At 40.7% G+C, this 14428-nt stretch carries 15 protein-coding genes; 6 read left to right on the top strand and 9 right to left on the bottom strand.

All coding sequences use genetic code 11. The annotated features are described in order from the left end of the window. The first annotated feature begins 112 nt into the window (after positions 1-112). Both DXB63_RS10760 and DXB63_RS10755 read left to right on the top strand, forming a co-directional pair. Complete coding sequence (locus tag DXB63_RS10760; protein ID WP_122126424.1) at positions 113-736, top strand: NUDIX hydrolase N-terminal domain-containing protein; 624 nt, start codon at positions 113-115, stop codon at positions 734-736. 12 nt (positions 737-748) lie between these two features. Further along, positions 749-1021: a zinc ribbon domain-containing protein gene (locus tag DXB63_RS10755; protein ID WP_122126423.1), complete on the top strand. Its 273-nt coding sequence runs from the start codon at positions 749-751 to the stop codon at positions 1019-1021. Between the two features lie 8 nt (positions 1022-1029). On the opposite strand, the gene DXB63_RS10750 is transcribed toward DXB63_RS10755, so the two are convergent. Beyond that, on the bottom strand, positions 1030-1290 hold the full coding sequence (locus DXB63_RS10750; protein ID WP_122126422.1) for a DUF6582 domain-containing protein: 261 nt from the start codon (positions 1288-1290) through the stop codon (positions 1030-1032). Positions 1291-1575: 285 nt separating this feature from the next. On the opposite strand from DXB63_RS10750, the gene DXB63_RS10745 reads away from it, so the two are divergent. Next, positions 1576-2880, top strand: coding sequence for an MATE family efflux transporter (locus DXB63_RS10745; RefSeq protein WP_122126421.1), 1305 nt, complete (start codon positions 1576-1578; stop codon positions 2878-2880). Positions 2881-2973: 93 nt separating this feature from the next. On the opposite strand, the gene DXB63_RS10740 is transcribed toward DXB63_RS10745, so the two are convergent. Together DXB63_RS10740 and DXB63_RS10735 are read right to left on the bottom strand one after the other, a co-directional pair. Then, positions 2974-3816 (bottom strand): SGNH/GDSL hydrolase family protein, encoded by an 843-nt coding sequence (locus tag DXB63_RS10740; RefSeq protein ID WP_122126420.1) that lies wholly within the window; start codon positions 3814-3816, stop codon positions 2974-2976. Between the two features lie 91 nt (positions 3817-3907). Next, positions 3908-4555 (bottom strand): pentapeptide repeat-containing protein, encoded by a 648-nt coding sequence (locus tag DXB63_RS10735; RefSeq protein WP_122126419.1) that lies wholly within the window; start codon positions 4553-4555, stop codon positions 3908-3910. Positions 4556-4711: 156 nt separating this feature from the next. Between DXB63_RS10735 and DXB63_RS10730 the strand changes: the two genes are divergently transcribed. Then, the gene (locus tag DXB63_RS10730; protein WP_122126418.1) at positions 4712-5914 is read left to right on the top strand and encodes an esterase; all 1203 of its coding nucleotides are present in this window, start codon (positions 4712-4714) and stop codon (positions 5912-5914) included. A gap of 22 nt (positions 5915-5936) precedes the next feature. Here the strand turns inward: DXB63_RS10730 and DXB63_RS10725 are convergent, their stop codons facing one another. Continuing rightward, positions 5937-6887 carry an amidohydrolase family protein gene (locus tag DXB63_RS10725; RefSeq protein ID WP_122126417.1) on the bottom strand — a complete coding sequence of 317 codons (951 nt, stop codon included), beginning with the start codon at positions 6885-6887 and terminating at the stop codon, positions 5937-5939. Positions 6888-7051: 164 nt separating this feature from the next. Here DXB63_RS10725 and DXB63_RS10720 point away from each other — a divergent pair, with 164 nt between their 5' ends. Next, on the top strand, positions 7052-7930 hold the full coding sequence (locus DXB63_RS10720; protein WP_122126416.1) for a helix-turn-helix domain-containing protein: 879 nt from the start codon (positions 7052-7054) through the stop codon (positions 7928-7930). 124 nt (positions 7931-8054) lie between these two features. On the opposite strand, the gene DXB63_RS10715 is transcribed toward DXB63_RS10720, so the two are convergent. The 5 genes from DXB63_RS10715 to rhaB all read right to left on the bottom strand — a co-directional run bounded on the left by DXB63_RS10715 (position 8055) and on the right by rhaB (position 13684). Then, the gene (locus tag DXB63_RS10715; protein ID WP_122126415.1) at positions 8055-8975 is read right to left on the bottom strand and encodes an AraC family transcriptional regulator; all 921 of its coding nucleotides are present in this window, start codon (positions 8973-8975) and stop codon (positions 8055-8057) included. An 87-nt stretch (positions 8976-9062) separates the two neighbouring features. Then, the gene (gene rhaD / locus DXB63_RS10710; RefSeq protein WP_122126414.1) at positions 9063-9866 is read right to left on the bottom strand and encodes a rhamnulose-1-phosphate aldolase; all 804 of its coding nucleotides are present in this window, start codon (positions 9864-9866) and stop codon (positions 9063-9065) included. A gap of 26 nt (positions 9867-9892) precedes the next feature. After that, the gene (gene rhaT, locus DXB63_RS10705) at positions 9893-10924 is read right to left on the bottom strand and encodes an L-rhamnose/proton symporter RhaT (protein WP_122126413.1); all 1032 of its coding nucleotides are present in this window, start codon (positions 10922-10924) and stop codon (positions 9893-9895) included. A 5-nt stretch (positions 10925-10929) separates the two neighbouring features. Next, entirely contained in the window at positions 10930-12183 is a 1254-nt protein-coding gene (locus DXB63_RS10700; protein ID WP_122126412.1) for an L-rhamnose isomerase, read from the bottom strand. 22 nt (positions 12184-12205) lie between these two features. Continuing rightward, on the bottom strand, positions 12206-13684 hold the full coding sequence (rhaB, locus tag DXB63_RS10695; protein WP_122126478.1) for a rhamnulokinase: 1479 nt from the start codon (positions 13682-13684) through the stop codon (positions 12206-12208). Between the two features lie 255 nt (positions 13685-13939). On the opposite strand from rhaB, the gene argR reads away from it, so the two are divergent. Then, positions 13940-14416, top strand: coding sequence for an arginine repressor (gene argR, locus DXB63_RS10690; RefSeq protein WP_122126411.1), 477 nt, complete (start codon positions 13940-13942; stop codon positions 14414-14416). Positions 14417-14428: the final 12 nt, after the last annotated feature.

Below are 14428 nucleotides of genomic sequence, written 5' to 3'. Positions count from 1 at the left end.
GACTGCAAAAGTAGAAAAAGTTATAAACTATTGTGTGCGTATCGCAGTAAAAGATACTTCTAAAAAACATTAAAACAGTATCTTTTACATTCTTTTTTAGTATGTTCGTGCTATGAAAGAAAAAGAACTGATCGATACGGTAAACCGCATTCGCGTGTTGGCGCAGAATGGTTTGGTTTATTCTACGAATGAGTATGATACCGAGCGGTATGAGGAGTTGCTTGAAATCAGTAACCGTATTGCTGCCGGACTTTCAGGGCATTCACTATCGGAGATAAGTGCTTGCTTTTCTTTGGAGAAAGACTATGTAACCCCTAAGGTGGATGTGCGTGCGGTGGTTTTTAATAATGAAAATGAAATATTGCTGGTTCAGGAAAAAGCAGACGGATGCTGGTCGCTACCGGGTGGATGGGCGGACGTTGGTTATTCGCCGTGTGAAGTTGCGGTAAAAGAGGTAAAGGAGGAAACTGGATTAGATGTAGAGCCCTTGAGGCTTTTGGCTGTCCATGATAAGAAATGCCATAATCATCCTCCTGCATTACATTATGCTTATAAGATATTCATACTATGCCGAATCATGGGCGGTGAATTCAATGAAGTATTCGATATTCAGGGTAAAGGGTTCTTCCGGCAGGATAATTTACCTCCTCTTTCATTGGAACGGGTAGTAAAAGAACAGATTGATTTAATGTTTGAGTATAAAAAGGCTCCTGCAAAGGATGCTGTTGTAGATTAAAAAGATAAAATTATGGAAATGAAATTATGTCAGAGTTGCGGTATGCCTTTACAGGCGGATGCAGATTTCGGTACAAACAAGGATGGTAGCAGAAATGAAGAATATTGCTGTTATTGTTATAAAGAAGGTGCTTTTACAAAAGACTGTACAATGGATGAAATGATTGATACTTGCATTCAGTTTTTGGATGAATTTAATAAGGATTCGGAAGAGAAACTGACCAAAGAGCAGGCAATTGCCCAGATGAGACAGTTCTTTCCGACCCTTAAACGTTGGAAGAAATAGACTGCATTTCATCTTTCCGCCCATTCCAATACGGTAGGGCTTTTTACATCCACCCCGAACTCCTGCGCTTTTTGCAAAATATTGCGTGCCAGTTCGGGCTTTTCGCTGTCAGGGGCATATCTGAAATATGCTTCTGCCGAACGTACGTGGGCTGCATCGGGCATCGGATAAGAACGATCTTCGGGTATGCCGAATTCGGATGTATCTAATTCTTTTCTCTCTTCTGTTGTCAATCGGTCTGATTGACGGGTTGTTCCTTCTCGTTTCATGGTTCATCAAGTTAGTTTATAATTGGGATAAGGGTTATTTCGTTGATCCGTTTCCCTTTTCTGTCTTCATCAACAATCCGCCTTATTCTCTTGTTCAGTCGAAAATAATGGCTACATTTGCGTTGTCAAAGTTAATCTCAAAGTGTTCAACTTATGAAATGGCAAACTTGTATATAGCTTCTCTTGTCTGAGAATTAATTATCCCTATTATACACATTAACAACCGTTGTGTGGCATGGCATCGTAGTGTCGTGTCCCGACGTGTGCTATTCAAAAAGTTGAATCATGAATTTTACATATAAACAAATCTGGCTCATCAACTATCCGGTGATGATGAGCCTTTTGATCGAACAATTGATCAATATAACCGATGCCATATTTCTGGGACATGTGGGAGAAGTGGAATTAGGAGCTTCTGCCCTCGCCGGAATTTATTATATGGCAATCTATATGCTTGGCTTTGGCTTTAGCCTCGGACTGCAAGTGCTGATTGCACGCCGTAATGGAGAAGGACGATTGACGGATACCGGGCGGACTTTTTTTCAAGGCGTTTATTTCCTGTTGGTGCTGGCAGTAGCTGTTTTTGTCTTATCAAAGTTATTCTCTCCTTTGCTTTTGCGTTCGTTGATTAAATCAGACGACGTATATCAGGCAGTGGTAGAATATATTCGTTGGAGAGATTATGGCTTTCTGTTTGCTTTTCCCGTGTTGGCTTACAGGGCATTCTTTGTGGGCATAACTAAAACAGGAATTTTAACTGTGAACTCGATTGTGATGCTTGTTGCCAATATTTTATTTAACTATTGGTTAATATTTGGAAAGATGGGAATGCCTGCGCTTGGAATTTCGGGTGCGGCAATGGCCTCATCGTTATCAGGTTTGGTGTCACTTCTGTTTTTTGTCATTTATATGTGCGGACGGTTGCCTAAAGATAAATACGGGTTAAGTGCGACTTGGGATTTTCAGGTGTTGAAAGAGTTGTTTAATCTTTCTTTCTGGACGATGGTTCGTTCCTTTTTTTGTGTCGCTCCGTGGTTCTTATTCTTTATTGCCATAGAGCATTTAGGTAAAAGCCAGTTGGCAGTAGCCAATGTTGTAAGGAGTATCTCTACCATCTTTTTTGTCGTGGTCAATTCTTTTGCAACCACCACCAGTGCACTGGTCAGTAATCTGATAGGAGCGGGAAAACAGACAGAAGTCTTATCGGTTTGCCGTAAGATTATCCGTTTGAGCTATGGAACAGGTTTGCCGTTAATCGTACTAACGTTTATATGCTCGGATTGGGTGTTGCGGATTTATACAAATGATGAGGCTCTGATAAGACTGGCATATTATCCTTTCCTAGTGATGCTTTCCAATTATTTTCTGGCAGTACCGGGATATACTTATTGTAATGCGGTTATCGGGACGGGGCATACACGACTGGCATTTGGCTTTCAGGTGATGACAATCGTTATCTATTTGTTTTATCTTTACCTGATTTCTTCATGTATGAATGTTCCGCTTGCTGTTTATTGGACGGCAGAACATCTCTATGTTGTCCTACTTTTCGTATTCTCTTATATTTATATGCGTAAGAAATACGTATAACCTTAAAGCGAAGAATCTGTATATATCCATTGGACAGATACAGATTCTTCGTATTTATTTAATTAGTCAATAAATTAATCGGTATAACCTTACTTATTCAAATGAAGCAGGGAAAGCGAGTAACTGGTATTGTAAAGCTTTTGCCATCCGATAGTGTCCATCTGCATTCGGGTGCAAACGATCTTTATTCTCGTCATGGAAGTAACGGACGTGCGAGTCATTAAGCGGGTATAAACCACTGACACTGTTTAAATCAATGACAGGAACAGCCCAAACATTGCCCGCTTCCTTTACCGTGCGGATATATTCGTCTACGTAGATACCTATTTTATTAGGAAACAATTCATCCGGTTGGATATTGTTATCTCCGAAGCAAGCGTATCCCCGATGTATAGGTGTCAATAAAATAATCTGCTTGGTAGGGTAGTGGGTCTTCAAGAAAGTTAGCGCCTGATTGATTCTTCCTTTGAATGTGGTTTCGCTCAATACAGGTTCACGATGTTTACGGCGTTCCATTTTACGGCCTGAAACTTCTGTCTCGATTTCCGTTTCAGTGTACCATTCGCCAAGTGGTACTCCTGCATTGTAATCGTTTGTCCCTGCAAAAATCAGAATAGCGTCAATATTATCTCCCTGTTCTTCCAATAATTTTTGTGCTTGTTTTAATATATCGCTCATCTGATTTCCATTGATGCCATATACATAAGGACTTAATCCCAATAACTCTGCAAGGTATTCCCAATAGCATTTCTTTGTGCCGATGCGGTTCTTATCGGTAATGGAATCTCCGAGGAAGGCAACCCGCTTCCCTTCCCATTGATTCTTTATGGTAGAAACTTGTTCCTGCTTTTGTTTTGGTTCGGATAAATTGTAAGGATAGACATTTGTTGATAGCAATAATGCTGACAGCAGACATGCTGATAATTTTTGATTCATAGCTCGTTTAATTAGAAAATACGGCAGTAAAGATACAAACAAATTATGAATTGAAAGGTAAAATAACCGAAGAAGCTATGGGTAGGGCTTCTTAGATATCTTCAATAATAACTCCGAGCATACGGGCGATTTCGATTGCTTGTAAAGAAGTAACTTTTGCACCGCGCAATTCATTTATGGGCAGTGTACTGATTCTGATTCCCGCAATATTGGAAGAGGTAAAGTTGATTCCTTTCAGATTGGTACGGTGAAATTCTGTCTCTACAAGATTGCAAGTATCAAATGCTACGGAAGTGAACTGACAATTATCCATGCTTCCGCTTTGCAGGTTGCATTCTGTGAAATAAACAGTCCTCAGCTTACCGGTTGAAAGATTAATGTAATCTCCTTTGCATTGCTTGAATAAGATTTGATTGAATGTACCTTCCGTGAGATTGGTTCCGGTCAGTTTACAATCAATAAATTCTACACGGAAGAAGCTGCATCCCGATAGATTAATGTTAGATAGATCACAGTTCTTGAAAATAACGTCAGTGAATTGGGACTTCTTTATTTTACAGTCGCTAAAGCTACAGTTTGTAAAAGTGCAGGATTGAATTGAGAAATGTTCTTTTTCAATATAGGTAATCACTTGATTTCTGCATAGGCAGTTTTCCATGTCGTCGTCACAACAAAAGGTAGTGACGAGGTCTGCATTCTCTTTTAAGTCTTTGGCTATTCGTGGTTGGGTTATTTTCATATGATTATAAGAATCTTGTTGATTCTTTCGGCTGCAAAGATAAGAAAAATGAATCGTCGTAATGTTGCTTGAGCTTATTTGATGAAAGATTTTTGCTGTTACGGATAGAATAATTATATTTGTTACAAATAAATATTCACTGTTATAATCATTACCATGAAAATTCGTATAGTATTGGTTGCGTTGGTAGCTATGATGATAGCGTTCGGTGCAACGGCGCAGGAAAAATTGATATCAAATACTTCAAATATTGTTTCTCCGGCTATCAATCCCGATCATACGGTGACATTTAAAGTCCATGCTCCGAAAGCATCACGTGTGATACTGACCGGAGACTTTTTGCCGAAACATAAGATTTTGACTTCCCTCGGTGAAATGGAATCCTCTGTCGATATGATTGAGAATCGGGATGGAGTTTGGGAATATACTACCGCACCACTTGAGTCAGAGCTTTATACTTACCGGCTGATAGCTAATGGACAGCAGATATATGACCCCTCAAACGTTTACCAACTGCGTGATATTGCTACATATAGTAATTATTTTATCGTAGGAGATGGGAAAGCAGATGTTTATAAGGTACAGGAAGTACCTCATGGAACAATCGCTAAGGTTTGGTATCCGAGTAATCATTTGGATTTGAAAATGAGACGGATGACTGTATATACTCCTGCCGGTTATGAGAATGGTAAGGGTAAATATCCTGTTCTATATTTGTTGCACGGAGCCGGTGGTGACGAGAATGCATGGACAGAATTAGGTCGTGCGGCCCAAATTCTAGATAACCTGATTGCCCAAGGTAAAGTAGAACCTATGATTGTAGTCATGCCCAATGGGAATGGAGCTCAGGAAGCTGCTCCGGGAGAGTACCCGAATTCAATGTACAAGCCCTCTTTCTCAAATCCGGTATGTATGGACGGGAGCATAGAAAAAGCATTCCCCGATGTCATGTCTTATGTGGAAAAACATTATCGGACAATCAATGATAAAGCTCATAGGGCTATCTGTGGATTGTCCATGGGAGGATTCCATAGCTTGTATATTTCAGCCAATAATCCTTCGCTTTTCGGTTATGTAGGGCTGTTTTCCGCTGCTATCAATAGAAGGGTTAAAGAGGGTGCTAATATAGATGTTTATCAAAATCTGGAGGAAAAACTGGCCAAACAATTCAAAGATGCTCCTAAACTCTATTGGATCGGCATTGGAAATTCAGACTTCCTTTATAAGGATAATTGTAACTATCGCCAACTTCTTGACCAAAAAGGATACAAGTATACTTATGTGGAAACCGACGGCGGACACATCTGGCGTAACTGGCGTATTTATCTGACTGAGTTTTCTCAGAAATTATTTAAATGACGCTATTTCCCCCTTTATCTTTCTAATCAGCTCTCAATAATTGCACGGTATTGTTCTCGCAGCAATCGGCTAAATTATCGCCGTCTACATATTTCGTCAGTTTAACATGAGATATATTCTGCAAGATATTAGAGACCGGCGAGAAAGGATAGTCGCTACCATACAGGATTTGTGAACGGGAAACGAACATCTTCAAGCAATTTAATATGTTAGTGTGTACCGGAAGAGCCGTATCATAATAAAATCGTTTCAAATAATACTCGATACCTTTCGGATAGTTCATCTTTTCGGAATGTTGCGCTAAGTTGGGGTAGACAACTCCTTTGATAATGCGGGAAGAAAAGAACGATACGTTTCCTCCGCCATACGAGAGAATGAAACGAATATCGGGATAACGATGGAGAACTCCACCGTAAACCAATTCACATGCAGCTCTGGTCACCTCATTCATTTGTCCCATCAACAGATTCTCATATTTATCATCAGCCTGTTTCATCTCCATTGTAGGATGGATGAATACCAATGCCTTGCGCTTATTCAGCTCCCGGTAAAAATCATCGAAATATCTGTCATACAACTCAAGCCCGGCAATACTTGTGGGTAGAAAAACACCATCCAGGTGTAATGTATCCAAGGCATATTCCACTTCTTCTAATGCTGATTGCATATCCTGATACGGCAGATAAGCGAATGCTCCCAAACAACGGTGCTTTGCCATTAACGTGGCAAAACTTTCATTTATCATAGATGCCAAATGAATATTTTCCGATGCGGAAAGCATACTGTTAATTACCGGATAGGAAAGTATGGCGTAAGAAATCTTGTTTTCCGATATAAACTCCAAATCTTCCCGGATATTCCAGTTCCATTGCATTTCGTTTTTCAGACGGCTATTTAATGGTTCCGGCAATTTTGTATTGAACAAGGGATTATAATGATGGTGTACATCTATCAAAGTGGTATTATCTTTCATCTTTATTTCTAATATTTATCCGAATAGTTATGACTATGTTGCAAAGTACACAAATTTCATTCAGATGGGAAAGTCCTTATTTACCCCATGTCTGTTCTAAAAGTCGGATTTATATGTCTATTTAAAGAAAATTGGTGCTATATTTGTTCTCAAAAAGATGATTTATGAGAAAACAGGAATTAGCGAGAGTAAAACTCGAGGCTAGTAAATATTTCAATAAAATAGATTTTATCGGTAATGAATTTGCTATCTTTAATGACATTTCCGATATTCCTATCTTTGAATATCCGGGCAGGATAGAACCGGCAGTCCTTATTGTTTGCTTGAAAGGAACCGCAAATGTAAAAATCAATCTTCGGGAATACGAAATGTATCAGAACCAACTGGTCTTGATATTGCCTGAACACATTATTCAGAGTACAGGGAAAAGCGATGATTTTGAAGGGCTGTTTATCGTTATTTCTCCTTCTTTCATGGAAAGAGGTCTTCCTACGCTCGATAAGATTCTACCTATATTTTTCTATACGATAGATCATCCATGTACCGACATCAATGACGCAGAAGTGGAATTACTGAAAGAATATCATACATTCTTATGGAAATGTGCCCGGATAAACGAGAATCCTTATCGCAGAGAAATAACCCAGAATCTACTTAGAGCCCTCTTTTATGAGGTAAGCAATATTTTTCGGAACCATATACCCAATAACGAAAGAAAGAAAACCCGTAAAGAAGAACTCTTTAGCAAATTTGTCAAGCTGGTCTCGCAATACTTCAAGATAGACCGAAGTGTTGCTTTTTATGCTGAGAAGTTATTCATCACCCCCAAGCATCTTTCTGCTACGGTTAAAGAAATCAGTAGTAAGTCGGCGGGAGAGTGGATAGATGACCAGGTTATTCTTGAAGCTAAAGCCCTGCTCAAAACATCGACTTTAAGTATACAGGAAATAGCTGGAGAACTGAATTTTCCCAATCAATCCTTTTTCGGGAAGTACTTTAAACGACAGACTGGTATGACGCCGGGAGATTACCGAAAGATGTAGCAATTCGTCGAATAGGTTATGTGTTTTGCAACATACGGTCGTTTGTTTGCAAACGATAGGAGTTTGTGAACAGAGGACCGTACCTTTGTCTTCAATCGACCGTATGTCTTTATACGTTCGACTATTAATTGATTTCCATGCTCTCATGCTCGGTTTCCCTGCCGTAATTCCGGTATTCAATCGGAGTGAAACCAGTGCGCTTTTTGAAGATTGAGAAAAAATGTTCAGCAGAGGTATAGTTTAGTATATAAGAGATTTCCTTGACAGATTTGGAACTTTCAACTAACAGTTGCTTTGCTTTCCTGAGTTTCAGCTCCTGAAAATATTTTGCCGGAGCATATCCTGTATATTCCTTAAATGCTCTGCGAAACCAAGAATAGCTGACATTCAGTTTGAGTGCCAGCTCCTCCACGTCCACATCTTTATAGACATGCTCGTTCATGATTATTTTAGCGGATTCTATCTTTTGTCCCACGTCTCCCACCTCGAACATCTTGTTCTGGGAGACAGAGAGCACAAGCCCTAGCATGTGCATGACAATCCCGGCAAGATACTGCTGCGCAAATGTCTTGTCTTTCTCCGCTACTTCCAATGCTTTAGAGAACAGGTTGACCAACTCTTCATTCATTCCCACGTCCAATAGTTGATTCTCCTTGGAAAGAAAAGAGTTTTTCAGCAGATTATCGATAATGCTTCCTTCAAAGCCGATGAAATACTCATTCCATCCTGTTTGCAGTAGCGGGCGGTATGTATGCCACTGACCGGGAAAGAGAACCAGAAGTTTTCCTTTGGATACGGCAGTTTCCGGAGTAGAGTCGGATGCAAATACACCATGACCTTTGGTTATATACACAAACTGGTATTCACGCAGGACTCTGCCTTTTTGCGCATTAAAGAAATAGCCGGAAGGATGGTCTTTCAGTGGATAAGGGGTATCCGGATGGATGGATTGGAAGCCTACTGTATTGACCGACAAACCATATTTCTGGTCCATCGCATTTACAATAAGATACTTAAAAGTTACTCCTAAATCGTTGTAATCCATAGTCCTATATCTTTGTTCACCACATTAACCGTGAACAAAAATAAGAATAATCCATGAATAACAACAATTTAGGAGTCAATTATTTGGTTAAAGATTGAATGCTTCTTTTAATTCATTCATTTGCGCATCGCTCATACCGTCGGGTGTGAATCCCATGGATTTTGCCGTAAGATAAATCTGAGCGGACTTGCTAAGCACATCTACCTGGTCAAATGCCTCCATGATATCTCCGCCTACGGCACAAACGCCATGTTTCTCCCACATCACAACATCATAGTCACATAGTTGTTCGATTGTAGCATCTGCCAGTTTGATAGAGCTTGGCATCTCGTAAGGCACGATACCTAATCCTTTCGGGCAGAATGCACGGGTTTCGGGAATCATACTCCATAACAGGTTTGTCAAGACATCTTTCTTCAGGAAAGCTGGGTTGTGTGACATTGCCACTAAATCTATCGGGTGCGTGTGCATTGCCGCTTTATAGCTCGAACCGCTGCCTATCAGATAATCATGCATGGATAAGTGGGCCGGTAGTTCCGACGTAGGACGAACCGGTTGGTCTGCAATAATCTCATAGCTGGAACAATCGTCGCAGATGCGGATGATAGAACCGTTTTCCATCGGCCAACGGGCTAGGTCGCGCATACGCTTATTTGTACCTTTGCAGTAGAAATAGCATTCCTTAAGGTTAGGCAAATATTTACCGATCTGTGCTTTTTCTGCGATGGGAGCCAAATTCTTTATGGTGTCATCCACCACATCAGTGATATTGATGGTGATATTGCCGCCATTACGTTCGGCCCATCCTTTTTGCCAGAGATATCCGGCTACTTCTGCCACATCTGCCACTTGCTTGGCAAGTGCCGGATTATTTTCTAATACTGATTTCATTTCTATTTATTTTAAAACTATCTATTCTAATTTTGTGCGATAGCCACTACCACGATACTGGATATAAGTATAATCAGTCCCAATATCAGTACGGCGACAGTCTGACCGTTCACACCTTTCCATTCTTTCAGAATAATTCCCCAAACATTAGAGAATGTCACGTTGAGTGCCATTAGGATACTCCATGAAAAGGCAAGTAGGACAGGAGCGTCTGTCAGGAAACTTTTGCCCATCTCCAATCCGAAGAACTGTGAGTACCATAGTACCCCAGCAAGAGCGCAGAACAGGATGTTGTTCAACAGCACGCTGCCTTTTACTGCAAAGTATTCACCTCCCGTATGATTCTTTACATTCTGGAAGATGCAATATGCAGCATTGGTAAAGAAACCGCCAAGTGTCACAAGGAAAATAACAGGAAGTCCGGCATACAATGCATCTACTCCACCGGATAAAGCTGCTTCTTTAATAGGAGTACCGGAATCCAGACCGAGTGCGAAGCAAGCACTCATCACACCGGCAAGTAATGCCACAAGTAAACCCTTTGTCAGGGCAAAGTCCTTTACGGCAGCTTTCTTTTCTTCCTCGCTCATGTTTTTGGAACGAAGACTTCCGGCATAGCCGATAACAGCGATACCCGCCAATGTGATACATACCCCCGTTAACAATATAAGTCCGGAGCCATGAAATAAATCTTCTCCTTTCAGGATCGCCGGAAAGATTGTTCCGAAACCGGCACATGTGCCCAAAGCAATCGATTGTCCCAATGCTACGCCTAAATAACGCATACTCAATCCGAAAGTCAATCCTCCTACGCCCCATAAGATACCATAAAGGATACTGCCTCCCGCACCACCCGATGCCCATAAATCGAACAGGTTACTACCTTCGGGAATGGCAAGCAATGCTCCCAATAGTGGGAAAACCAACCATGCAAAGATTCCCTGCACCAGCCAGAAGCTTTCCCAGCTCCACTGTTTCACTTTATTGATAGGCACGTACGAGCTGCTTTGCCCGAAACTGCCTATCGCTATGATTAATAATCCGAGAATCGTATTCATTACGTTTATCTCTTAGAGGTTACGTCTGCCTCGTATTTCTCAATCTCCGCAATAAAATCTTCACCTATCGGAACATTGTTTTTCAAACAGAACATATCCCATACTGCATTCCAAGGCAAAGACTTACCTTCTTCGAGTAATGCCAGACGTTCAAATAACTGGTCGTTAGCTTCATATTCGCGCAATTTGGCAAGTGGTTCCAATAAGGCCTGCATTACACATTTTTGCGTAGCACGGCTACCGATAACGTATGCGCCGATACGGTTGATACTTGCATCAAAGTAATCCAAACCGATATGCACTCTATCCAATGCATTGCAACGAACGATTTCTTTGGCAAGATCCAATGTATCGTCATTCATAATGGTTACGTGGTCGCTATCCCAACGTACAGGGCGGCTTACGTGCAACATGATTTCAGGAATATAAAGCAGTAACGAAGAAACCTTATCGGCTACACTTTCTGTTGGATGGAAATGCCCGGTATCAAGTGTGACAATCTTGTTGCGGCTAACGCCATAACCGATATAAAAATCATTGGAACCGACCGTATAGCTTTCAAGACCGATACCAAAGACTTTTGATTCGATACAGTCTTTCATGTTCTTATAATCAATGGCAAAAATACGGTCGAGAGAATCTTTTAGCAGTTCACGATATTTCATGCGGTTTACGGTAATGTCCTTACTGCCATCGTGTACCCATAAATTCATAATACAAGGATCACCTTGACGCTTACCCATTTCTTCGGCAATGGCACGACAGCGTATCGTGTGTTCTACCCAGAAGTCACGGATACTCTTGTCGGGATTGGATAAAGACAGATTGCCGCTTTTAGGGTGAGAAAAAGAAGTGGAATTAAAATCCAGTTTCATATTGTTTTCGGCAGCCCATTGCATCCAGCTTTCAAAATGTTTAGGTTCTACTTGGTCACGGTCAACGAATGTACCTCCGAAATCACCGTAGATTTCATGTAGATTCAGGCGGTGAGTACCGGGGATATAAGAGGCTGCTTTTAATACATCCTGACGTAATTCGTTAATATTACGTGCTTTGCCCGGATAGTTTCCGGTTGCCTGTATACCACCGGTTAAAGATCCGGCAGATTCAAATCCCGTAACATCGTCTGCTTGCCAGCAATGAAGTGACAAGGATATTTTCTGCAAATCTGCAATAGCCTTATCTGTATCTACACCGATTGCTGCATAACGCTCTTTTGCAATCTCATACGCTTTTTCTACTAATTGTTCTTTTTTCATGATATGGATTTCTTTAAATTGATTATATATTTTCTCTAACTACTTTTAAATAAGTTTCATAGCCTTTCTCCCATAAAGACTGTTCTGCCGGAGTAAATGTACTCACCGACACCGAACTACGTATCAGTTTACGCATACCTGCAATACCTTCTACCATTCCGGATGCCTTTGCCTGCAACATGATATTGCCTACTGCCGTAGCTTCGGACGGGCCGGCCACAACTTCTACTCCGACGGCATTTGCTGTGAATTGATTCAATACATTATTCTTAGAACCTCCACCAATGACATGGAGCTTTTCAATCGGGAATGGGGATATGCGTTGCAGATAACTGAATACTTGTTTATAACGGAGGGCGAGACTTTCAAAGATACAGCGTGTAATCTCTCCGTGTGTTTCCGGTACTGCTTGCCCTGTCCGGCTACAATATTCCTGAATAGCCTTTATCATGGAAGGAGGATTTGCAAAGCATGGAGAATCCGGATTTACCAAAGAAGCAAAAGCCGGAGCTTTCATTGCAGCTTCAATCAACTCCGGATAGGAGTAGTCATTGCTGATGGCCCATTCACGACGGCAACATTCCAACAGCCACATACCACAGATATTCTTCAGAAAGCGTACCGTACCATCTACTCCACCTTCATTCGTGAAGTTCATGTCGAAACTCTCCTTATTAATAATAGGCTCGTTCAACTCTACCCCCATCAATGACCATGTACCGGAACTTAGATAAGCAAAGCGCTCATTGTCAGCTGGGACTGCTGCTACTGCTGAGGCTGTATCATGTCCTGCAACAGCAATTACTGGAATTTCTCCTAATCCTGTCTGTTTGCGGACACTTTCATTGAGTGTACCGATACGTGTTCCGGGATAAACAAATCGTCCGAATTGTTCTTCTCTCATACCGATCGCATCCAATAACTCCTTGTCGAACTTCTTTGTACGGGGATTCAACATCTGAGAAGTAGAAGCAATGGTATATTCCGTCACTATCTCCCCGGTGAGCATATAAGAAAGTGCATCCGGCATAAATACAACTTTATCTGTTATCGGTAGTACGGATGAATTGTTTCTACGTATTGTATCTAACTGATAAAGTGAATTGAAATTCATGATTTGTATTCCGGTCAGTTCATAAACCCGTTCACGAGAGATCCGTTCAAAGAACTTATCAGGTGCTCCCACTGTATGAATGTCACGATAGCAATAAGGTTGACGGAGTAATTCACCGTCTTTTCCTATAAATACGAAATCCACTCCCCATGTGTCTATACCGATGGATTCTATGTGTATGCCCTCTTTCGCTACAAGCTTTAATCCTTTAATTATTTCATTAAAAAGGGCGTAAATATCCCAATAAAAATGCCCGTTGGTTTCAATTATGGGATTAGAGAAACGAGTTAATTCCCGCATATCCAGTGCAGAACCATTGATTGTTCCAATTATAGTTCGTCCGCTTGTTGCGCCGAGGTCTACGGCAAAGAAATGTGCTGTATTCATCATACTATTGATTTAAAAGATTTATGACAATACAAAAATAAGGTATGTCGATGAAGAAAAGATTGTAATATTTGATGGAAAAGCTATACTTTTTGGCACTTTCATATCATCTTGAAGTGGCTGGGCGTTATATTTATTCATTAAAGTGGGGTGTGAGAGTGCATTTATGCATAAATAATTTAAAAAGTTATCGTTTTATACTTATAATATTCAAATTTATGCATACTTTTGTAGCGAATTAGAATAATTATACAGATGAAGAATAAGAATAACAGACTTGATGCTATCAAGATTATCATTTCCAGCAAGGAAGTGGGAAGTCAGGAGGAATTATTGCAGGAGCTATCAAGAGAAGGATTCAGTCTCACGCAGGCTACACTTTCCAGAGATTTGAAGCAACTGAAAGTAGCAAAAGCGGCAAGCATGAACGGCAATTACGTCTACGTGCTTCCTAATAATACTATGTACAAACGCATGACGGATGCACACAGTGTAACTGAAATGATGCAACATACGGGATTCATCTCTATTGAATTTTCTTCCAACCTCGCCGTTATCAGAACACGTCCGGGTTATGCCAGTAGTCTTGCTTACGACATTGATAACCTGAATGCTCATGAAATTCTTGGTACTATTGCCGGAGATGACACAATTATGCTGGTTCTTAGAGAAGGAGTATCAAGAACAGGTATCAAAGGGGTACTCTCTCACGTCATACCAAATATACAATAAACTAGGATAATA

This window comes from Bacteroides sp. OM05-12 (assembly GCF_003438995.1).
Lineage (GTDB): Bacteria > Bacteroidota > Bacteroidia > Bacteroidales > Bacteroidaceae > Bacteroides.
The sequence above is the reverse complement of the archived record's forward strand: the minus strand, read 5'-3'. Positions and strand labels throughout refer to the sequence as shown.